The following is a 19,268-nucleotide window of genomic DNA, read 5'->3' on the forward strand; positions in this document are numbered from 1 at the left end:
ATGAAAGTTAAAATTGAGTTGTTTGGAGCTGCTAGAGATTTTAGTGACCAAAATATATTAGAACTAGATCTGGGTCAAAAAACAACAATCAAGGATATAAGGAATAAAATAATTCAATATGTAGATCAGAAATTTAATGGAAATGAAAATTATATAAAAATCATTAACTCTTCAGCTTTTTGTTCAGAAAAAAATAATATCGTTAGCGACAATTATAAAATCACAAACAATGAAAAAATTGGTATTATTCCTCCAATTGGAGGAGGCTAATGCTTCATACTGACATTGTAGATAGTAAAGTTAAAAAATTATCATTAATTGATGCTGAAAAATTTATAGCATCCAATGATTTTGGAGCTTCATTAATTTTTAGTGGCACAGTTCGTAATCAAAATAATAATAAAAGTGTTTTAGGTATTACATATGATAGCCATGATGCTTTGGTAATAAAAAGTTTTGAGGAAATTTATAATGAAGCTGAAGAAAAACTAAATATAAACTATAAGAGTGTTTTTATTGAACATGCCAAAGGTTACTTAAATTTAGGAGAAATTAGTATTATTATAGCAGTTGCATGTAAGCATAGAGATGAGGCTTATGTTCTATCAAGATATATAATAGAAGAAATTAAAAAAAGGTCTCCTATATGGAAAAAAGAACATTATACAAATAATCAAAGCGATTGGTTAAAAGGTAATCCTATTATTCATGAAAAAAATTAAGTACTCAGAAATAACACCAGAGAAAATTTATAAAAATAGAAGATCTTTTATTAAATCTCTTGGGTATGGTGCAAGTTCTTTAGCGGTAGCTACAATTCCTTTTGCAAGTCAAACTCAAGCTGATGATAGAAATGAACTTACAAGTTATAAAGATATAACAACTTATAATAATTATTATGAGTTCGGTACTTCAAAGAGTGATCCTTATGTTAATTCACAAAATTTTAAAACATCACCATGGACAATAAGTATTGAGGGTGAAGTTGAAAAACCTATCAAAATTTCTATGGAAGAAATAACTGAGGCATTTGTATCTGAGGAAAGAATATACAGATTAAGATGTGTGGAAGGATGGTCAATGGTTATTCCATGGATGGGTTTTTCGTTAAGTAAATTATTGTCAAAAGTAAACCCAACTAGCAAAGCAAAGTATGTTGAATTTGAAAGTGTTTATGATCCTGAACAAATGAAAGGTCAAAGATATCCGGTTTTGAATTGGCCTTATAAAGAAGGATTAAGAATTGATGAAGCAATGCACCCTTTAACTACAGTTGTAACAGGTTTGTATGGTAAAAAGCTTCCAAATCAAAATGGAGCGCCTCTGAGAATATTTATCCCTTGGAAGTATGGTTTCAAAAGTGCAAAAGCAATTGTTAAGATAAAATTTGTAGAAAAAATGCCGACTTCATCATGGATGTGGGCATCTCCACGAGAATATGGATTTTACTCTAATGTTAATCCTAATGTAGATCATCCTAGATGGTCTCAAGCGACAGAAAGAATAATTGGTAAAGATATTTGGGTGCCAAGAGTAAAAACATTGATGTTTAATGGTTACGGAGATGAAGTTGCAAATTTATATACAGGGATGGATCTAAAAAAATATTTTTAATGAGAAAATATTTTAAACCAGGTGTATTTATTTTAAGTACAATTCCATTTTTATTAATTTTTTACAAAATATACTTCAACAAACTCGGACCAGAACCTGTAAAAGAAATTACTCATTTTACTGGAGAGTGGACTTTAATATTTATCTGTCTAACATTAAGTATGACGCCACTTAAAAGGCTAACTAATTTAAATATTTGGATAAGTTTTAGAAGAATGTTGGGATTGTTTGTTTTTTTTTATGCATCTCTTCATCTCCTTACTTACGTAGGTATAGATTATAGATTTAATTTACAGCCGATAATTGATGATGTTCTGAAAAAAAAATACATCTTTATTGGATTTGCAGCATGGGTGTTATTACTTCCATTGGCAATTACATCTTCTCAAATGATGATGAAGTTGCTTAAAAACAATTGGAAAAAATTACACAGATTAATTTACGTAATAGCGATATTTGGAGCTCTTCATTATATATGGTTATCTAAAACAATTTTTTTTAGACCACTAGTATATTTGGTAATAATACTTGTTTTACTTGCTTTAAGAATTAAAATTAAAAATAGGAACGTAAATTATGGATGATAATCTAAAAAAAGAAATTCAATCAGCTACACTTGAAAGATTAATGAAACATTTAGATGAAAGAAAAGATGTTCAAAACATTGATTTAATGAATTTAGCTGGATTTTGCAGAAATTGTTTGTCTAGATGGTATAGAGAAGAAGCTGAAAAAAAAGGAGTAGAAATATCAGATCCTGATGCAAGGCAGCATATTTATGGAATGCCCTACTCTGAATGGAAAGAAAAATATCAGAAGTAACTTTCTATTCAATTCTAGTTAATGTTTGCCTATTTAAGTCTATTTATTGTTTCATTTTTAGCTGCAACAATACTTCCTTTTTCATCTGAGGCTATATTAGCAACTTATCTGTTATCAGAAACTTATAACAAATTTTTGTTAATATTTTTTGCAAGTTTTGGAAATATTTTAGGATCTATCTTCAATTGGTTTCTAGGAATTTATTTCTTGAAATTTCAAGATAAAAAATGGTTTCCTTTTACTAAAACACAAATTGATAGATCATCCAGGTGGTTTATAAAGTATGGTAAATGGTCTTTGTTATTTGCGTGGGTACCAATTATTGGTGACCCTATTACTTTTATTGCTGGAACGATGAGAATTAAATTTTTAATTTTTTTATTACTTGTGAGTTTTGGAAAAATAATGAGATATTTTTTTATTTCTCTTTTAGTCTAGGAAACAATTCAACAAAATTACAAGGTTTATGATTAATATCTAATTGATGTTTAAGGATACCGTCCCAAGCATCTGTTACTCCACCTGAGGATCCTGGTAAGGCAAATATGTATTTACCATTTGATAGAACTGCACAAGCTCTAGATTGAATTGAAGACGTACCAACTGTTTTTAAACTAATAGTCCTAAAAACTTCGCCAAATCCTGGAATATGTTTATCTGCTATTTCATCAACAGCCTCGGGTGTAATATCTCTTCCAGTTAAACCTGTGCCACCAGTTGTAATGATAACATCAATATCTTTATGATTAGTCCAGTCTTTTAGAATTTTAACTATATCTGCTTTATTATCTTTACAAATTTTTCTGTCAATTAATTGATGATTGGCCTCTTTAATTTTTTCAACCAAGATCGCACCAGATTTATCGTTATCAATTGTTCTTGTATCTGTTACAGTTAGTAAAGCTATATTTACAATCATAAATAAATTTTTTTAATGATTATACTTACAATATTTTTTTTTATAACTGCAATATTATATTCAAGTATAGGATTTGGTGGTGGCTCTACTTATCTTGCTTTACTTTTAATTTGGGATCTCCCTTACTATATTTTTCCAATTTTAGCTTTGATTTGTAATATTATTGTAGTCTCTGGAAATTCTATAAATTTTTTAAAATCAAAGAATATTAATTTTAATTTACTTTACCCTTATTTAATTGGTTCTATACCTTTTGCTTTTATCGGAGCATCTATCTCAATTGACAAAAATTTATTTGAGATTCTACTTTTCTTCATTTTAATATTAGCTGGAGTTTTTTTACTTATTGAAAGTAAATCATTTAACAAAAAAGAAATTGTTGTTAAAAAAATACCCTTTATATTATCAATATTAATAGGATCGATAATTGGTTTTATATCTGGTTTGGTTGGAATTGGCGGTGGGATATTTTTAAGTCCTATACTATTTTTGATGAAAGCAGGATTTCCAAAGCATATAACAAGTTCTGCATCCTTGTTTATTTTAGTAAATTCAATTTTTGGTATAAGTGGACAATTAACAAAGGATATAGTCTTCAACGAATTTCTAAATTACTGGCCACTATTTATTGCTGTATTAATTGGAGGCCAAATTGGAAGTTTTTTAAATATAAAATTCCTATCTAACAAAATATTAGCTCTGATGACTTCATTCTTAGTAATTTTTGTTGCTATAAGGATGGGCATAACACTTATAGCATAAGTTGAATTAATTATTTTTTGATATATTTAATCTCTCATGAAAAATTTTAAACCATTTGGTCCTTCAATAGGAAAATCTAAAATTTCTAAAAAATTTTTAGAAAAAATTAACAAGGAAGTTGATACAAAAATCTTCTCAAAATTAAATGATTATAGTCCAAAACTAGCAAGTCAAATTAGAAAAGAAGTTCAAATTTCTAAAAGTTTTATAAAAAAAAATTTGGAAAAAGAATTAATAAAAAATATTAAAATTTTTCTAAACAAAGAAAATATTAAAAAAATTAAAGAAATTAAAATTTTAAACCTATGGGTCGTTAGCCAATACAAAAATGAGTATAATCCTATACATTATCATGAAGGAGACTTATCGGGTGTTGGTTATTTGAAAATTCCAAAACATATGACAAAAAATAAAAATGTTAAAAATAAAAAAATAAAAACCAATGGTACGATTGATTTTATTAATGGGCAAAAAGCTTTTCTTTCAAAAAGTATTTTTAATTTGATACCAAAAACAGGCGATCTTTTAATATTTCCCAATTACTTAATGCATACAGCCTACCCATTTAATATTGAGGAAGAAAGAAGATCATTTTCTTTCAATGCTAAAATTATTTTTAAAAAATAATTTACAAATTTTAATATTATTATATAAATCTACCAGCCGATTTGATCCTATTGCGGGCATAAACTGCTAAAATGGAAATTCCCAATAGATCTAATTAGCAAGGTAGTTGAACTATATTGTGCACCTGCATCTAGCTTAAGCACTAAAAAAGTGAGGGTAAAATGAATAAGGATTTTTTTAAAACAACAAAAATTTTAGATGGTGGAATGGGTCAAGAATTATTGGCCAGAGGTATGGAGCCCAAGGGAACTTTGTGGAGTGCAAATGCTTTAATTGAAGAAAAATACCACGACTTAATACTTAACATTCATAATGATTTTATTAAATCGGGAGCTGATGTAATTGTAACTACAACTTTTACAACGAGAAGAAAAAGATTGAGAGAAAATGGAATAGAAGATCAATTTAAATTCTTAAATCAAAAAGCCTGTGAAATTGCACAAAAAGCTAAATTAAATAATCCACATATTAAAATTGCAGGAGGACTCCCGCCTCAAGATTTGACATATGAAGAAGACAAGAGAAGTGAAAAAGAAATTACAAAAGATCATTTGGAATTAGCAGAAATACTAAACCCTTCAGTAGATTTTTTCTATTTTGATGTATGGAGCAGTATCAAAGAAATTAGATGTGGAATAGAAGCTATTAAAAAATTTAATAAACCATACTTGGTTGGGGTTCATATTTCTGAGGGAAACTCTTTACCAAGTGGAGAAAAAATTTCTGAAATTAATTCAATAATTACCGAAAATTGCCTAGGAGTAATTCTAGCATGTGTTTCGCCTGAAAGTTATGAGAATAATTTAGATGAAATTCAAAAACTTAAAGTTCCATTTGGTTTCAAATTAAACGGATTTGTCACAACTAAACCAAAAGGTGGTTATACTTCTCAATATAAAGAGAATGATGGATCTAACCCCAATAGTTTTTTAGGTCAAAGAAAAGATTTAGATCCTGAAAAAATATCAATTTTTGCAAAAAAATTTAGAGAAAATGGAGCAACTATTCTTGGAGGATGTTGTGAAACTAGGCCTTCACATATAGAGGCAATAAAAAACACTATTTAAATTTTGTACCTTTTCTTACAAAATAGATACCTGTAGCAACTGCTATCAATGAAATTATAACTTTAATAGTAACCAATTCTTTTAAAAAGATATAACTTAAAATAGTTCCAAATATTGGAATTAAATAAGATACTTGAGATTGAAAAATTAAACCATTGTTAATTAAAATTCTAAATCTCAATAACCAGGCAATTCCAGTAGATACCAAACCAAGATAAATAACTGAAATAGTAGAATCTAATCTTGGTACAGTTTTCCAAGGTTGTTCAATAAAACATACTAAAGGTAATAATATAATAGTAGCCCAAATCAAAATTGAACTTGTTACATTTTCATTTTTTTTCTTACTTATTTTTAAAGTTAAAAGGCCTCCAATTACATAACAAGTAGCACCTAACAAAATTAATAATGCTGAAGTAAAGTTATTTTCATTAATTAATAAATTATCTGAAAATAAATAAACTATTCCTGAAAATCCAATTAGAACTCCTGTTGTTCTAATTAAATTAAATTTTTCATTTTTGGTGTAAAAATGTCCTAGTACTACTGAGCTAAGTGAAGTTGATGACATTAAAATTGCTGCTAAGTTACTTTGAACAGATTTAACTCCATATGCTATTAAAAAAAATGGAGCTACTAAATTTATAAATCCAATCATTGCAAACCAATGCCAATCTTTTGAAAATGCCTCGATTTTAATTTGTTTGTAAAAGCAAAGTAGTAAAACTGGAATTGAACCAAAAAAAACTCTTAGAAATGCAATCGTAACAGGTCCAAACGAGTAGGTTGCTATTTTAATATTAAAAAAAGCAGATGCCCAAATCAATGCTAACAACGTTAATAAACTATAATCAATTAGTTTTGGTTCTCTCATTCAATAATATCTTCTGGTGTTCCGTTTGTTATTTCAATTAACTTATTATAATTTATTTTGAAAACAGCATTTGGATGTCCAGCTGCACCAAATATATCTGGGAATCTTTCAAGACTTTTATCAATAAAGATTTTGCATCGCTTCAAGTGCCCTACTGGAGACACTCCACCAATTGTATATCCAGTGTTTTCTTTAACTGCCTCAGGAGATGCCATAGACACATCTTTTTCATTGAGAATTTTTTTTAACTTATTTAACGAGCAACGCTTGTCTCCAGATACCAAGCTTAATATATAGTTGTCACCTGCCCTAAAAAGTAAACTTTTAACAATAGCACCAACGTTGCAACCCAAAGCTGTAGCAGCATCATTGGCCGTTCTTGCTGTTTTTTCTAAGACGATAACATTTAAATTTTGATCAAATGTTTTAAGAGCTTTTTCTGCCCTTTTTACCGGTTCTTTATTTAGTATTGATTCCATTGAATTTATAAAATTCCCTAATTTGATTGAGTAGATACACTACTTATGTAAAAAATGCATAGGTGTTATTTATTAAATAAGCATTATTTTTTAACTTTTTTTTGCTAATTAAGCTCCATCAAAATTACATAGGAGACAAAATGAGTACAGAAAACGTTTTAAAATTTATAAAAGAAAAAGAAGCAGAATTTGTGGATCTAAGATTTACTGATCCAAGAGGAAAACTTCAACATTTAACTATGGATGCATCAATAGTGGATGCCGACATGCTTAATGAAGGAGTGTTTTTTGACGGTTCATCTATTGCTGGATGGAAAGCAATTAACGAATCTGACATGATTTTAAAACCTGATACTGCAAGAATGTTCATGGATCCTTTCACGTCTCATAATACTGTAGTTTTGTTCTGTGATATTTTAGATGCAATCAAAAAAGATCCTTACGAAAGAGATCCAAGAGGAGTTGCAAAAAAAGCAGAGGAATATTTAAAAGCATCAGGTATTGGTGATAAAGCGTTTTTTGGACCTGAGCCAGAATTTTTTGTTTTCGACGATGTAAGAATTAAAAATGACATGAATGAAAGTGGATTTAAAATTGATAGTAAAGAAGGTCCATATAATTCAGGTAAAGAATATGAAAATGGAAATATGGGACATAGACCTCAAATCAAAGGAGGTTATTTTCCTGTGCCACCTGTAGATAGTGAACAAGATATGCGTGGTGAATATTTAAAAAATTTAAAAGAAGTTGGCATCAAAGTTGAAAAACATCACCATGAAGTTGCTCCAAGTCAACACGAACTTGGTATGTATTTTGGAACCTTAGTTGACCAAGCAGATAATGTTCAGCTTTATAAGTATGTAGTTCAAATGGTAACACATTCATTTGGGAAAACTGCAACCTTCATGCCAAAACCAGTTGCAGGTGATAATGGTTCAGGTATGCATATTCACCAATCTATTTGGAAAGGTGATACTCCTGTATTTTCAGGTGAAGCATATGCAGGACTTTCAGAAACTGCATTACACTATATTGGTGGAATTTTAAAACATGCTAAAGCGATTAATGCTTTTGCTAACTCTACAACAAATAGTTACAAAAGATTAATACCTGGTTTTGAAGCTCCAGTATTATTAGCTTACTCTGCAAGAAACAGATCGGCATCATGTAGAATTCCAATTACTTTAAGTAAAAAAGGTGCAAGATGTGAAATTAGATTTCCAGATGCAGCAGGTAATCCTTACCTAACATTTGCAGCAATGTTAATGGCAGGTATCGATGGAATTAAAAATAAAATACATCCAGGTGAGTCTTTTGATAAAGATTTATATGAATTACCACCAGAAGAAGTAAAAGCTATTCCAACTGTTTGTGGATCTTTAAGAGAAGCAATGGAAAGTTTAGATAAGGATAGAGAGTTTTTAACTCAAGGTGGTGTATTTACTGACGACCAAATCGATGCTTATATAGCTCTTAAGTTTGAGGAAATTCATAAATTTGAACATGCACCTCATCCTGTAGAGTTTGAGATGTATTACAGTAGTTAATATTTAATTACTGTCTGGTTGTTGCAATTGTATCTTTGTTAATACCTTTTTTAACAACGTAATCTTGAGTACCGTTTGCACCGGTCTCAACTTCTTTACGTAAATCTTTAAAGAAAGTTCTTTCTTTGATTGTATCTTTTAGGTTTTTAACAAGATTTTTAAATTCAAATTTGTTCATACCTAAATATATATACTAGGTATGCGTATGATGCAATACTGATATGCGTTAAATGGGAATATTCAACTTTTGCTAGATTTTAAAGGATTCCCCGCATCCACATCTTTCTGTTTCGTTAGGATTATTGAATACAAACGAAGAAGATAGCTCTTCTTTTTTGTAATCCATTTCTGTTCCAAGCAAATACATAATAGCTGCAGAATCAACAAATACTTTCACACCTTTTTCCTCAATGACTTCATCATTTGGATTTACTTCTTTGGTATACTCCATGACGTAAGACATACCAGCACAACCTCCTGATTTAACTGAAACTCTTACACCTAAAGAGTCTTTTTCTGCATTAGACATAATTTCTTTAATTCTTTCCGCAGCATTATCACTTAATTTAATAATTGGATTCATTATAAATTTAACTCCAGTTTTGCAGCTTCTGACATCATGTCCTTATTCCAAGGTGGATCCCAAACTAATTCAAGATCAACGTCCTCAATACCCTCAACTTGCATTGCACCATCTTTAACTTCTTTAGGTAAACTTTCAGCAACTGGACAATTAGGAGTGGTCAAAGTCATTTTAATTTTTGCAAACTTATCATCCTCAACTTTAATATCATAAATCAAACCTAGTTCATAAATATTCACTGGTAACTCAGGATCATAAATTTTTCTAATTTCTTCAATAATTTGATCTTTTTTAGACATAATTAATTTTCTGTTTTAACCTCATCAGTTTTATTATCAAAAGCTGAGACTAGTGTATGCCAAGATAGTGTGGCACACTTTACTCTCATTGGATATTGTTTTACTCCAGATAAACACATTAGTTTTGTTTTTTCATCTTCTTTAAGATTTTCTGATTTAAGCTCAGGATTTTCTTTAATCATCCCCAAAAAATCTTCAACAATTTCTTTTGCTTCATTTTCATTTTTGCCTTTAATTAAATCAGTCATTATTGATGCAGAAGCCATAGAAATGGCACAACCACTACCTTCAAATGAAATATCTTCTACAATTCTTTGACCATTTAATTTTAAATAGACATGAACGTTATCACCACACAGTGGATTATTGCCTTTGGCATCTTTATTAAAATCTTCTGTCTTACGAAGATTCCTTGGATTTTTTCCATGCTCTAAAATTATTTCTTGGTATAATTCTTTTAAATTCATTTTAAGTTAAATATCTTCTTACAGTTATTTATTGCATCATTAAGTTTATCTAAATCTTCTTTAGTATTATATATTCCAACGGAAGCTCGTGCGCTCGCTGGTATATTAAGTTTGTCATGTAAAATTTGACAGCAATGATGACCTGCTCTTATTGCAACTCCGTCTTCATCTAAAATTGTTGCGATGTCATGAGGATGTACACCTTCTAAAGTGAAAGACAAAACTCCACCTTTATTTTTTGGGTTTCCAATTAATTTTACTGAATTATTTTTTTTTAATAATTCTTGGCCATACTCAACTAATTCTGCTTCATGTTTCATAACATTTTCAATACCTACGCTCTCCAGAAATTTAATTGATTGATCAAAAGCAATAACTTGCGCTGTAGCCATAGTTCCAGCTTCATATTTATTAGGTAAATCACCATAGGTAATTCTATCTTTTTTAACCTCTCTAATCATTCCGCCACCGCCTTGGTAAGGAGGAAGTTCATCCAACCACTTTTTCTTACCATAAAGAACCCCTAATCCTGTAGGGCCGTACATTTTATGACAAGAAATTGCATAAAAATCACAATCTAAGTCTTGCATATCTAGCTTTAAATGAGGAGCTCCTTGGCAACCATCTACGACAACTATTATTCCTTTTGAATGTGCTAAATCAGTAATTTCTTTTACTGGTAATATTGCTCCAGTCACATTTGATAGATGAGTAATTGAAATTACTTTTGTATTAGGAGTAATTTTCTTTTCAATTTCTTCTAGTGTAATTTCTCCCTCTTCATTTATTTCTGCAAAATTAATTTTTATATTTTTAGATTTTCTTAAAAAATGCCAGGGTACATAATTAGAATGATGTTCTAGTTCAGTAATTAATATTTCATCACCTTCGTTTAAATGATTTTGACCTAATGTATTTGCAACAAGGTTTAATGCTTCAGTAGCACCTTTAGTAAATACAATTTCATTTTTATCTTTAGCATTAATATATTTTTGAACTGATGTTCTGGTATTTTCATATAAATTTGTTGCAGCAACCGCAAGATAGTGAACACTTCTACCAACATTAGAAAATTGTTTGGTATAAAATTCATTAATTCTATCTACCACTACTTTTGGTTTTTGTGATGAATTTGCACTATCTAAATAAACCAAATCATTATTTTGGATTTTCTCATCAAATATTGGAAATTCTTTTTTAACTTGATCTATGTTCATACATTTATACCTGATAATTTTTTAACTAATTTTTTTACATCTTCATTAGAAATTTTTTCAATTACCTCGTTAAGAAAACCATTTGTTAATAATTTTTTTGATTCTGAATAACTGAGACCTCTAGACATTAAATAAAAAATTGAATTTTCATCAATATTTCCTGATGTAGATCCATGTGAACATTTAACATCGTCTGCATATATTTCTAATTCTGGTTTTGCATTAAATTCAACACTTTCATTTAACAATAAAGCTCTACTTAATTGATATCCATCTGTTTTTTGTGCTTCAGGACTTACAAAAATTTTACCTTGATAAATTCCTTTTGATTTATCATTCAATACACTTTTAATTAATTGATAACTTTTACAATTTTCTTTTTTATGATTAATTACAGTTTTTATTTCATGATGTTTTTCATTTTCTAAATTGATAATTCCATTTAATGCAATAGAACCATATTCATCATTTAGATTACAATTGATATCTTGCTTTATAAATTTAGAACCTTCTGATAAAATAAAGTATTCTAAATGACTATTTTTAGATAAATTAATATCTTTGTTGAAATACTTTATATTTTCCGAAGTATTTGAATCTAGATTATAATTTTTTAAAATTGAATTCTCTCCAATCTTAATTTTTTGTCTAAAATTAATAAAATTTTTTTCAGAATTTTCATTTAAAAAATTAACTACACACAATGAACTGTCATCTTCTAAATTAATATCTACTCTAGAATTAATTGCAGAAGATTTTATACCTTCACTTAAATAATTAAATAAAACCAATGGTTTTTTAACATTGTAACTTTTTTTAATAGTAATTTTTGAAACACTGGTAAGAAAGGCTGAATTTAAATTTAAAAGAGTATTTTGATAAATAGTGTCATCTAAGTCTAAATTCTGATCAACTAAGATTTTATCTTTATCTTCATGTTTAAAATCAAAATCATGTAATTTTCCATCAACAAAAGTTATTTTATTATGTTCAAAATCTAGTGGAAAATCTTTTTCTTCAAAAACTTTTTTTTGATCAACAATAAAGTTTAAATTGTCAAAATTTTTTGAAATTATTTGATTTATATCAGAAAATTTCCAATCCTCATTTCTTTTATTTGGTAAACCTTTTTCAAAATAATTATTAAAATTTTCTTGTTTAATTTTTTTCTGACTATCAGAAAAATTATTTAGACTAATAATTTTATCAAAATTTAATTTAAGTTCATTTTGCATTAATTAAAATCCTCATAACCTACTTTTTCTAATTCTTTTGCTAATTCAAAATCACCTGATTTTATAATTTGTCCATTTTTAAGAACATGAACAAAATCAGGTTTGATATAATCTAATAATCTTTGATAGTGAGTTATTATTAAAAAAGAATTGTTTTTATTTCTTAGTGAATTAACTCCTTCTGAAACTATCCTTAAAGCATCTATATCTAATCCTGAATCTGTTTCATCTAGAATTGATAATTTTGGATTTAAGATAGACATTTGTAAAATTTCATTTTTTTTCTTTTCTCCACCTGAAAATCCAACATTAAGTTGTCGGTTTAAAATTTTTTCATCAAATTTAAGCTCTGCAGATTTTTCTTTTATTAATTTTAAAAACTCAATTGCATCTAGTTCTTTTTCGCCTCTAGCTTTTTTAATTGCATTTATTGAAGTTTTTAAAAAAGTATTTGTATTAACACCTGGTATTTCCATTGGATATTGAAACGCTAAAAAAATTCCTTTATGAGCTCTTTCTTCTGTTTCTAATTCTAATAAGTTTTCTCCATCAAATGTAACTTTACCATTTATTTCGTAACCTTTTTTGCCTGACAAAATATTTGATAATGTGCTTTTTCCAGATCCATTTGGACCCATAATTGCATGAACTTCTCCTGGTTTAATATCTAAATTTAAACCTTTTAATATTTCTTTTTCATCAATCTTTGCTTTAAGATTTTCTATTGATAACATCTATCCAACACTCCCCTCTAAACTAATACCTACAAGTTTTTGTGCTTCTACTGCAAATTCCATTGGTAACTGCTGCAGAACTTCTTTGCAAAAACCGTTTACAATTAAACTAACTGCTTCTTCTTGATTTAATCCTCTTTGATTACAGTAATATAGTTGTTCATCACTAATTTTTGATGTTGTTGCTTCATGTTCTATATTTGATTTAAGATTTTTGTTCTTGATATAAGGAATTGTGTGAGCTCCACATTTATTACCCATTAATAAAGAGTCACATTGAGTAAAGTTTCTAGAATTATCAGCTTTTGAAGATATATCTACTAATCCTCTGTACATCATATCTGATTTACCTGCTGAAATTCCTTTTGAAATTATTTTACTTTTTGTATTTTTTCCTAAGTGTATCATTTTAGTTCCAGTGTCAGCTTTTTGATGATTGTTTGTAATTGCTATAGAATAAAATTCACCTACAGAATTATCACCTTTCAAAATACAACTTGGATATTTCCAAGTAATTGCTGAACCAGTTTCTACTTGAGTCCAAGAAATTTTAGAATTTTTACCTTTGCATAATCCTCTTTTAGTAACAAAATTATATATTCCACCTTTTCCATCTTTATCTCCTGGATACCAATTTTGAACTGTTGAATATTTTATTTCTGCATCGTCAAGAGCAATTAATTCAACATTAGCTGCATGCAATTGATTTTCATCTCTCATTGGAGCTGTACATCCTTCTAGGTAGCTCACATAACTTCCTTTATCAGCTATGATTAATGTCCTTTCAAATTGTCCTGTTTCTGATGCATTGATCCTAAAGTAAGTAGACAGCTCCATAGGGCATTTAACATTTTCTGGAATGTATACAAATGAGCCATCAGTAAAAACTGCAGAATTAAGAGTTGCAAAAAAATGATCAGTTGTAGGAATAACTGATCCAAGATATTTTTTAACTAATTCAGGATGTTTTTGAATAGCTTCAGACATCGAACAAAATATAATTCCTTGCTTAGTAAGTTCTTCTTTAAAAGTAGTTGCAACAGAAACAGAGTCGAAAACTGCATCTACAGCAATACCATTTAATCTTGCTTGCTCTTGAAGAGGAATTCCTAATTTTTTATATGTCTCTAATAATTTAGGATCAAGATCATCTAAACTTTTTGGTTTATCTTTCATGCTTTTGGGAGCTGAGTAATAGTAAAGATCCTGATAATCTATTTTAGGATATTTTGGTTTCTGCCAATCAGGCTCTTTTAATTGTTTAAATCTTTCAAAAGCTTTTAATCTAAAATCTAACATCCATTGAGGCTCTTTTTTAATATTGGAGATAAATTTTATTACATCCTCATTTAAACCCTTAGGGGCTTTTGTATTTTCTATATCTGTTGAAAAACCATATTTGTAATCTTTCAAACTATCTATTTCTTTCTGCCTACTATCCATACTATGCTCTGTTCTCTTTATTATTTTTTAATAAGTCGTTTAAGCTTTTATTTTCAAAGAAAGTATTAATATGAACCTCAAGTTCATCCCATAGATTGTGTGTAATACATTTTGTAGCTTTACCATTACAACCTTTTTTAGATTCTTTTTTACACTGAACAGTTTTAACTTTCTCATCTACTGCATTGAAAATATTTGTAAGTTTTATTTCACTTGGATCTTTTGATAAAATGTAACCTCCTTGATTACCTCTAATACTTTTTACAATTTGATTTTTTTTAAGTTTTGAAAATATTTGCTCCAAAAAATCTAATGAAATTCCTTGTCTTAAAGAAATATCTCTTAATGATACAGGATTGATATTATCAAACCTTGCTAGATCAACTAATGCCATTACGGCATATCTTCCTTTTGATGTTAGTTTCATTTTTACCCTTAAAATGTGAGTTTTTATACATACCCGACTAAAATGGTCAAGTTTATAAAGTAAAAAAAAGACTACCATTTTGTCGCTCAGTTGTGATAAACGTACCTTTTTTTTTAGAACAATAATCAATTGCATATATGGATAATAAAATTTTAGAAATTTTTATACCTGGCCCTGCTGGTAGATTAGAAGCTAAATATTATAAAAGTAAAAAAAATACTTCTCCTATTGCATTAGTTCTACAGCCTCATCCACAGTATGGGGGAACTATGAATAATAAAGTAGTTGTAGATACATTTCATACATTCATGGAAAATGATTTTTCAGTTTGTAGAGTAAACTTTAGAGGAGTTGGGAAAAGTGATGGAGAATTTGATAATGGTCAAGGTGAACTGGCAGATGCTGCAGCAGCACTAGATTGGTTGGAAAGAGAAAACTTTGATAATTCGCAATGTTGGGTATCAGGATTCTCTTTTGGTTCTTTGATTGCAATGCAGCTGCTTATGAGAAGACCGGAAATAAATAGATTTATAGCCATATCTCCACAACCTAATGTCTATGATTTTTCTTTTTTATCTCCATGTCCAACATCTGGAATGGTTGTTTATGGAAAAAAAGATGAATTGGTGCCAGTAGAATATATTACTGAATTAGATAAAAGATTAAGCGCTCAAAAAGGTATCAAAGTTGAATTCCAAACAATAACTGAAGCAAATCATTTCTTTTCTAAAACTGTTGACGCTTTAACAAAAACTTTAGATAAATATATAAAAAAAGAAACAGCTTTATATTAATAATTATTTGCTAACTTGCCTCCAATGACCGGGGCATTACATCTTGTCGTATTTGGGAAAGAAATTGGTAAATTTAATTTAGATCTGATAGCTAAATAAGCAAACGCTTGGGACTCGATATAATCTCCGTTCAGCTGAAAATTATCTATCATATCGAAATTATTCTTATTTAAATTTGAATTTCTAATAATTGACTCAATCAAAAATTTATTCTTTCGACCTCCACCACAAAATAAATATTTGTTAGAATTATTTTTATTTAAAAATTTTATTCCTTCTGCAATCAAATATGCTGTGAATTCTGTAATTGTTGAACATCCATCTTCTAAAGATAAACCTCTTGCAAAAGATATATCAAATTCTTTTACATCAAGTGATTTTAAATAAGTTTCAATTTTGAAATTATCTATTGCTTGATTTAGAATTAATTGATCAATTTTTCCAGATTTTGCAATCTTACCATCTTTATCAAAGGTAAAATTTGAATTATTCCTGATCCATTCATCTATTAAACAATTGCCAGGACCAATATCATAAGCAATCAAATCATTTTCTATATTATTGGATATATCGTTTACTATTGTAGCATTAGATATTCCTCCAATATTAATAATGCAAATAGGTTGAGCTGAATTATCTTTTTCTTTATTTAAAAAATTATTAACTAATAATCTGTGGTAAATTGGTGTTAGAGGTGCTCCTTGACCATTGTTATCAATATCTGCTTGTCTAAAATCATAAATTACTGGTTTTTTTAATAATTGAGATAACAAATTGCCATCACCTAGTTGTTTAGTAATTTTAATTTGAGGGTTATGGAAAATCGTTTGACCATGAAAACCTATAAAATCAATTTCTATTCCATTTTTTAATTCTATTTTGCTGATCTTTTCAGCATGAAAAATAGTTAAAGTTCTCTCCAAATCACTCAATTCCTTAGAATATTTTGTCAAATCTTCACTACTTTTAATTTTGTCTCTTAAAGTTGATAATTGCCTATAGAGATCAATATCGTACTCAAAGTATTGATCAAAAATTAGTTCTACCTCATCATATCCGTCAGATTTAATTATTGAAACATCGACACCATCCATAGATGTGCCGCTCATTAAGCCCATAGCTGAAAATAATTTTTTTTTCATTGATATTATTTTTAAAAAAAATTTGTATATAGTAACTATAGTCTTATGAATAAATTTTTAAAAGAATTTAAAGATAGAGGATATTTCTATCAATGTACTAGTGAAGCTGACTTATCTAATTTATTAGATAAAGAAAAAATTAAAGCTTATATAGGATTTGATTGTACCGCTGAAAGTTTGCACGTTGGCAGTTTGTTGCAAATCATGTGTTTGAGATTGTTACAAAAAAATGGTCACCAACCAATAGTATTGTTAGGAGGTGGAACAACAAGAATAGGTGATCCCTCAGGAAAAGATAAAACAAGAAAAATTTTAGATGAAAATGAAATTGAAAAAAATATTAAAAATATTCAAAATATCTTAAAAAAATTTCTAGACAGTGACGATCCAAATACTTCACCTATTTATGTCAATAATTATACCTGGCTTAAAGATTTAAATTATATTTCTTTTCTAAGAGATATAGGAAAGCATTTTACGATCAATAGAATGCTTACATTTGATAGTGTAAAACTAAGATTAGAAAGAGAACAGTCGCTTAGTTATATGGAATTTAATTACATGATACTCCAAGCCTATGATTTTTTAGAATTAAATAAAAAAGAAAATTGTGTTCTACAAATAGGTGGTTCTGATCAATGGGGAAACATTGTAAATGGTGTTGAGCTTATTAAGAGATATTCTAATAACCAAACATATGGATTAACAACACCATTAATTACTTTAGCCACAGGTGCAAAAATGGGAAAAACTGAAAATGGCGCTATTTGGTTAGACGAAAAATATTTATCAGCTTATGACTACTGGCAATTTTGGAGAAATGTTGATGATCGGGATGTAATTAAATTTTTAAAAATGTTTACTGATATTGATATAAGCGAAATCAATGCTTTAGAGGAAAAAAATATCAATGAATTAAAAATATTATTAGCTAACAAGGCGACGTCTATGTTGCATGGAGAAGATGCTGCAAAAAATTCTGAACAAGCAGCAAAAGAGGCATTTTCTGGAAATTCTTTGGGCTCTAACTTACCAAGCGTTCAAATTGAAACAATACAATTAAAAAATAATATCAATATAATTGATTTGATAATTTTATCTAAAGCAGAAAATTCAAAAAGTGAGATAAGAAGATTAATTAAGGGTAAAGCTATTAAGATTAATGATGCTGTAGTTTCAGACGAAAAATATATTATTAATCAAGAACTATTCACAGAGAATTATTTAAAGCTTTCTATAGGTAAAAAAAGGCACATTAAAATTGAATTAAGTTAGTTTCTTTTAATTTTTTCAAGAGTTCTAGTTATAAATCTTGGAGTTAATGTTTTTATTGGGTTTACTGAGGTTTCAAGATCTTTTGGTGGTCCTTTTATTTTAAAACTTACTCCGAAAACACCCTCTCCTGTTTTATCACCAACTAAAATTTTTCCTAATAATGGAATTTTACTTATTGTTTTATTTATAGTTGTTGCTGGTACTAAAGTCCCTCTTAGACTTATCAATTTTCCTTCTTCCACATAACCACTCATTAATATTGAAATAGCTGGGCCAATTGCATAGAGCTCATCTATTGTCATTAGATTTTTTTGGTTATTGAATTTCATTTCAAACTCATCAAATCTTATTCCCTCTCCAGTTAAAATATCAGCAATTCCTTGTAGGGAAGCTAGTGTTAGAAGTTTTGTTAATGCTGGGACCTCTTTTAACTTAAAGTCATAAATTTTAAGATTTGATACTGATTTTTCATTTTTTTTTGTTGATATGAAATCTAAGTTTCCTTCATCAAATCCTTTTATAAATTTATATCTTTTCACCAATGGTTTTGCTTTTGATGAATAAAGTTTAGTTATTTTTTCACCATTATCTGTAGTTTCAATAGAAAAAACTATATTTTTATTATTTTCAAAATTTGCAGATAAATTTGCATCTACAACTTTATTATCTTTGATAGAAATTAACCCTTGTAAATTTTTAACAACATAAATTTCATCTATATAAACTTCATTCAGATTTATTTTTAAATTAAAATTGTTCTTAAAAATTTTATTTTCATTTTCCTTTTTACTTTCAAGTAAATTTGTTACTATAGAATTAGCATTCAAGAATAATCCATTTAATCTATAATCGTTTTCGTTTTGTCTTTGAATAATAAGTTGATTATCTTTATTCTCAGTATCGATATAATCAAAATCAATTTTATCAAACCTTATTTAATA

General features: G+C 28.3%; 26 protein-coding genes and 1 riboswitch. Of the genes, 12 read left to right on the top strand and 14 right to left on the bottom strand.

From position 1 onward, the window contains the following. From ACTTAY_RS02775 to ACTTAY_RS02800, 6 genes are read left to right on the top strand one after another with little or no spacing between them, the layout of a single operon-like run. Complete coding sequence (locus ACTTAY_RS02775) at positions 1 to 270, top strand: molybdopterin biosynthesis protein MoeD (RefSeq protein WP_440672267.1); 270 nt, start codon at positions 1 to 3, stop codon at positions 268 to 270. Continuing rightward, entirely contained in the window at positions 270 to 722 is a 453-nt protein-coding gene (locus tag ACTTAY_RS02780) for a molybdopterin synthase catalytic subunit (protein WP_440672268.1), read from the top strand. Before ACTTAY_RS02775 ends, ACTTAY_RS02780 begins: the two co-directional genes overlap by 1 nt. Beyond that, positions 709 to 1,614, top strand: a complete 906-nt coding sequence (gene msrP / locus ACTTAY_RS02785) for a protein-methionine-sulfoxide reductase catalytic subunit MsrP (protein ID WP_440672270.1) — start codon at positions 709 to 711, stop codon at positions 1,612 to 1,614. Before ACTTAY_RS02780 ends, msrP begins: the two co-directional genes overlap by 14 nt. Continuing rightward, complete coding sequence (locus ACTTAY_RS02790) at positions 1,614 to 2,198, top strand: sulfite oxidase heme-binding subunit YedZ (RefSeq protein WP_440654514.1); 585 nt, start codon at positions 1,614 to 1,616, stop codon at positions 2,196 to 2,198. The genes msrP and ACTTAY_RS02790 overlap by 1 nt, the downstream gene beginning before the upstream one ends. Then, a complete protein-coding gene (locus ACTTAY_RS02795) occupies positions 2,191 to 2,436 on the top strand; it encodes a DUF1244 domain-containing protein (RefSeq protein ID WP_440651169.1) in 246 nt (81 codons plus the stop codon). The genes ACTTAY_RS02790 and ACTTAY_RS02795 overlap by 8 nt, the downstream gene beginning before the upstream one ends. Positions 2,437 to 2,457: 21 nt before the next feature. After that, complete coding sequence (locus ACTTAY_RS02800) at positions 2,458 to 2,874, top strand: YqaA family protein (protein ID WP_440672271.1); 417 nt, start codon at positions 2,458 to 2,460, stop codon at positions 2,872 to 2,874. Here ACTTAY_RS02800 and ACTTAY_RS02805 read toward each other — a convergent pair. Then, positions 2,855 to 3,355 carry a molybdenum cofactor synthesis domain-containing protein gene (locus ACTTAY_RS02805; RefSeq protein WP_440654516.1) on the bottom strand — a complete coding sequence of 167 codons (501 nt, stop codon included), beginning with the start codon at positions 3,353 to 3,355 and terminating at the stop codon, positions 2,855 to 2,857. The two genes, ACTTAY_RS02800 and ACTTAY_RS02805, sit on opposite strands and share 20 nt — an antisense overlap. Positions 3,356 to 3,370: 15 nt before the next feature. Between ACTTAY_RS02805 and ACTTAY_RS02810 the strand changes: the two genes are divergently transcribed. The 3 genes from ACTTAY_RS02810 to ACTTAY_RS02820 all read left to right on the top strand — a co-directional run bounded on the left by ACTTAY_RS02810 (position 3,371) and on the right by ACTTAY_RS02820 (position 5,811). Then, the gene (locus tag ACTTAY_RS02810) at positions 3,371 to 4,117 is read left to right on the top strand and encodes a sulfite exporter TauE/SafE family protein (RefSeq protein WP_440672272.1); all 747 of its coding nucleotides are present in this window, start codon (positions 3,371 to 3,373) and stop codon (positions 4,115 to 4,117) included. A 36-nt stretch (positions 4,118 to 4,153) separates the two neighbouring features. Further along, positions 4,154 to 4,744, top strand: coding sequence for a putative 2OG-Fe(II) oxygenase (locus tag ACTTAY_RS02815; protein WP_440672273.1), 591 nt, complete (start codon positions 4,154 to 4,156; stop codon positions 4,742 to 4,744). 91 nt (positions 4,745 to 4,835) lie between these two features. After that, positions 4,836 to 4,898, top strand: a riboswitch (SAM riboswitch). Positions 4,899 to 4,905: 7 nt separating this feature from the next. Continuing rightward, complete coding sequence (locus ACTTAY_RS02820) at positions 4,906 to 5,811, top strand: homocysteine S-methyltransferase family protein (RefSeq protein ID WP_440672274.1); 906 nt, start codon at positions 4,906 to 4,908, stop codon at positions 5,809 to 5,811. Here ACTTAY_RS02820 and ACTTAY_RS02825 read toward each other — a convergent pair. Both ACTTAY_RS02825 and ACTTAY_RS02830 read right to left on the bottom strand, forming a co-directional pair. Next, positions 5,804 to 6,685, bottom strand: coding sequence for a DMT family transporter (locus ACTTAY_RS02825; RefSeq protein ID WP_440672275.1), 882 nt, complete (start codon positions 6,683 to 6,685; stop codon positions 5,804 to 5,806). The two genes, ACTTAY_RS02820 and ACTTAY_RS02825, sit on opposite strands and share 8 nt — an antisense overlap. Beyond that, positions 6,682 to 7,164 carry a YbaK/EbsC family protein gene (locus ACTTAY_RS02830; RefSeq protein WP_440672276.1) on the bottom strand — a complete coding sequence of 161 codons (483 nt, stop codon included), beginning with the start codon at positions 7,162 to 7,164 and terminating at the stop codon, positions 6,682 to 6,684. The genes ACTTAY_RS02825 and ACTTAY_RS02830 overlap by 4 nt, the downstream gene beginning before the upstream one ends. Before the next feature lie 140 nt (positions 7,165 to 7,304). On the opposite strand from ACTTAY_RS02830, the gene glnA reads away from it, so the two are divergent. After that, positions 7,305 to 8,711: a type I glutamate--ammonia ligase gene (glnA, locus tag ACTTAY_RS02835; RefSeq protein WP_440672277.1), complete on the top strand. Its 1,407-nt coding sequence runs from the start codon at positions 7,305 to 7,307 to the stop codon at positions 8,709 to 8,711. Positions 8,712 to 8,718: 7 nt separating this feature from the next. Here glnA and ACTTAY_RS02840 read toward each other — a convergent pair whose 3' ends face one another. The 9 genes from ACTTAY_RS02840 to ACTTAY_RS02880 form a co-directional block, all read right to left on the bottom strand. After that, complete coding sequence (locus ACTTAY_RS02840; RefSeq protein ID WP_428080472.1) at positions 8,719 to 8,889, bottom strand: hypothetical protein; 171 nt, start codon at positions 8,887 to 8,889, stop codon at positions 8,719 to 8,721. Between the two features lie 72 nt (positions 8,890 to 8,961). Beyond that, the gene (locus tag ACTTAY_RS02845) at positions 8,962 to 9,294 is read right to left on the bottom strand and encodes a HesB/IscA family protein (RefSeq protein ID WP_075506524.1); all 333 of its coding nucleotides are present in this window, start codon (positions 9,292 to 9,294) and stop codon (positions 8,962 to 8,964) included. Further along, positions 9,294 to 9,593: an SUF system Fe-S cluster assembly protein gene (locus ACTTAY_RS02850; RefSeq protein ID WP_075506523.1), complete on the bottom strand. Its 300-nt coding sequence runs from the start codon at positions 9,591 to 9,593 to the stop codon at positions 9,294 to 9,296. Before ACTTAY_RS02850 ends, ACTTAY_RS02845 begins: the two co-directional genes overlap by 1 nt. Before the next feature lie 2 nt (positions 9,594 to 9,595). Beyond that, positions 9,596 to 10,060 carry a Fe-S cluster assembly sulfur transfer protein SufU gene (gene sufU, locus ACTTAY_RS02855; RefSeq protein WP_262589517.1) on the bottom strand — a complete coding sequence of 155 codons (465 nt, stop codon included), beginning with the start codon at positions 10,058 to 10,060 and terminating at the stop codon, positions 9,596 to 9,598. Further along, positions 10,057 to 11,277 (bottom strand): aminotransferase class V-fold PLP-dependent enzyme, encoded by a 1,221-nt coding sequence (locus tag ACTTAY_RS02860; RefSeq protein WP_262589518.1) that lies wholly within the window; start codon positions 11,275 to 11,277, stop codon positions 10,057 to 10,059. Before ACTTAY_RS02860 ends, sufU begins: the two co-directional genes overlap by 4 nt. Next, entirely contained in the window at positions 11,274 to 12,512 is a 1,239-nt protein-coding gene (gene sufD / locus ACTTAY_RS02865; RefSeq protein ID WP_440672278.1) for a Fe-S cluster assembly protein SufD, read from the bottom strand. Before sufD ends, ACTTAY_RS02860 begins: the two co-directional genes overlap by 4 nt. Then, the gene (sufC, locus tag ACTTAY_RS02870; RefSeq protein ID WP_440618646.1) at positions 12,512 to 13,246 is read right to left on the bottom strand and encodes a Fe-S cluster assembly ATPase SufC; all 735 of its coding nucleotides are present in this window, start codon (positions 13,244 to 13,246) and stop codon (positions 12,512 to 12,514) included. Before sufC ends, sufD begins: the two co-directional genes overlap by 1 nt. Next, positions 13,247 to 14,689, bottom strand: a complete 1,443-nt coding sequence (sufB, locus tag ACTTAY_RS02875) for a Fe-S cluster assembly protein SufB (RefSeq protein WP_262589522.1) — start codon at positions 14,687 to 14,689, stop codon at positions 13,247 to 13,249. It abuts the gene before it with no gap. Position 14,690: 1 nt separating this feature from the next. Beyond that, on the bottom strand, positions 14,691 to 15,116 hold the full coding sequence (locus tag ACTTAY_RS02880; RefSeq protein WP_440672279.1) for an Rrf2 family transcriptional regulator: 426 nt from the start codon (positions 15,114 to 15,116) through the stop codon (positions 14,691 to 14,693). Between the two features lie 149 nt (positions 15,117 to 15,265). On the opposite strand from ACTTAY_RS02880, the gene ACTTAY_RS02885 reads away from it, so the two are divergent. Further along, positions 15,266 to 15,910, top strand: coding sequence for an alpha/beta hydrolase (locus ACTTAY_RS02885; protein ID WP_440672283.1), 645 nt, complete (start codon positions 15,266 to 15,268; stop codon positions 15,908 to 15,910). Here ACTTAY_RS02885 and ACTTAY_RS02890 read toward each other — a convergent pair. Beyond that, complete coding sequence (locus ACTTAY_RS02890; RefSeq protein WP_440672280.1) at positions 15,907 to 17,052, bottom strand: anhydro-N-acetylmuramic acid kinase; 1,146 nt, start codon at positions 17,050 to 17,052, stop codon at positions 15,907 to 15,909. The two genes, ACTTAY_RS02885 and ACTTAY_RS02890, sit on opposite strands and share 4 nt — an antisense overlap. Before the next feature lie 45 nt (positions 17,053 to 17,097). On the opposite strand from ACTTAY_RS02890, the gene tyrS reads away from it, so the two are divergent. Further along, a complete protein-coding gene (gene tyrS / locus ACTTAY_RS02895) occupies positions 17,098 to 18,327 on the top strand; it encodes a tyrosine--tRNA ligase (protein WP_440672281.1) in 1,230 nt (409 codons plus the stop codon). Here the strand turns inward: tyrS and ACTTAY_RS02900 are convergent. Continuing rightward, entirely contained in the window at positions 18,324 to 19,154 is an 831-nt protein-coding gene (locus tag ACTTAY_RS02900) for a hypothetical protein (protein ID WP_440672282.1), read from the bottom strand. The genes tyrS and ACTTAY_RS02900 overlap by 4 nt on opposite strands. Between the last annotated feature and the right edge of the window lie 114 nt (positions 19,155 to 19,268).

Source organism: Candidatus Pelagibacter sp. HIMB1715 (assembly GCF_052047595.1).
In the GTDB taxonomy this organism is placed as follows: Bacteria; Pseudomonadota; Alphaproteobacteria; order Pelagibacterales; family Pelagibacteraceae; genus Pelagibacter.

Excerpts from the sequence above, each read along its gene's own strand:
- ACTTAY_RS02775 (WP_440672267.1), top strand. The coding sequence starts at position 1 with ATGAAAGTTAAAATTGAGTTGTTTGGAGCTGCTAGAGATTTTAGTGAC.
- ACTTAY_RS02780 (WP_440672268.1), top strand. The coding sequence starts at position 270 with ATGCTTCATACTGACATTGTAGATAGTAAAGTTAAAAAATTATCATTA.
- msrP (WP_440672270.1), top strand. The coding sequence starts at position 709 with ATGAAAAAAATTAAGTACTCAGAAATAACACCAGAGAAAATTTATAAA.
- ACTTAY_RS02790 (WP_440654514.1), top strand. The coding sequence starts at position 1,614 with ATGAGAAAATATTTTAAACCAGGTGTATTTATTTTAAGTACAATTCCA.
- ACTTAY_RS02795 (WP_440651169.1), top strand. The coding sequence starts at position 2,191 with ATGGATGATAATCTAAAAAAAGAAATTCAATCAGCTACACTTGAAAGA.
- ACTTAY_RS02800 (WP_440672271.1), top strand. The coding sequence starts at position 2,458 with ATGTTTGCCTATTTAAGTCTATTTATTGTTTCATTTTTAGCTGCAACA.
- ACTTAY_RS02805 (WP_440654516.1), bottom strand. The coding sequence starts at position 3,355 with ATGATTGTAAATATAGCTTTACTAACTGTAACAGATACAAGAACAATT.
- ACTTAY_RS02810 (WP_440672272.1), top strand. The coding sequence starts at position 3,371 with ATGATTATACTTACAATATTTTTTTTTATAACTGCAATATTATATTCA.
- ACTTAY_RS02815 (WP_440672273.1), top strand. The coding sequence starts at position 4,154 with ATGAAAAATTTTAAACCATTTGGTCCTTCAATAGGAAAATCTAAAATT.
- ACTTAY_RS02820 (WP_440672274.1), top strand. The coding sequence starts at position 4,906 with ATGAATAAGGATTTTTTTAAAACAACAAAAATTTTAGATGGTGGAATG.
- ACTTAY_RS02825 (WP_440672275.1), bottom strand. The coding sequence starts at position 6,685 with ATGAGAGAACCAAAACTAATTGATTATAGTTTATTAACGTTGTTAGCA.
- ACTTAY_RS02830 (WP_440672276.1), bottom strand. The coding sequence starts at position 7,164 with ATGGAATCAATACTAAATAAAGAACCGGTAAAAAGGGCAGAAAAAGCT.
- glnA (WP_440672277.1), top strand. The coding sequence starts at position 7,305 with ATGAGTACAGAAAACGTTTTAAAATTTATAAAAGAAAAAGAAGCAGAA.
- ACTTAY_RS02840 (WP_428080472.1), bottom strand. The coding sequence starts at position 8,889 with ATGAACAAATTTGAATTTAAAAATCTTGTTAAAAACCTAAAAGATACA.
- ACTTAY_RS02845 (WP_075506524.1), bottom strand. The coding sequence starts at position 9,294 with ATGAATCCAATTATTAAATTAAGTGATAATGCTGCGGAAAGAATTAAA.
- ACTTAY_RS02850 (WP_075506523.1), bottom strand. The coding sequence starts at position 9,593 with ATGTCTAAAAAAGATCAAATTATTGAAGAAATTAGAAAAATTTATGAT.
- sufU (WP_262589517.1), bottom strand. The coding sequence starts at position 10,060 with ATGAATTTAAAAGAATTATACCAAGAAATAATTTTAGAGCATGGAAAA.
- ACTTAY_RS02860 (WP_262589518.1), bottom strand. The coding sequence starts at position 11,277 with ATGAACATAGATCAAGTTAAAAAAGAATTTCCAATATTTGATGAGAAA.
- sufD (WP_440672278.1), bottom strand. The coding sequence starts at position 12,512 with ATGCAAAATGAACTTAAATTAAATTTTGATAAAATTATTAGTCTAAAT.
- sufC (WP_440618646.1), bottom strand. The coding sequence starts at position 13,246 with ATGTTATCAATAGAAAATCTTAAAGCAAAGATTGATGAAAAAGAAATA.
- sufB (WP_262589522.1), bottom strand. The coding sequence starts at position 14,689 with ATGGATAGTAGGCAGAAAGAAATAGATAGTTTGAAAGATTACAAATAT.
- ACTTAY_RS02880 (WP_440672279.1), bottom strand. The coding sequence starts at position 15,116 with ATGAAACTAACATCAAAAGGAAGATATGCCGTAATGGCATTAGTTGAT.
- ACTTAY_RS02890 (WP_440672280.1), bottom strand. The coding sequence starts at position 17,052 with ATGAAAAAAAAATTATTTTCAGCTATGGGCTTAATGAGCGGCACATCT.
- tyrS (WP_440672281.1), top strand. The coding sequence starts at position 17,098 with ATGAATAAATTTTTAAAAGAATTTAAAGATAGAGGATATTTCTATCAA.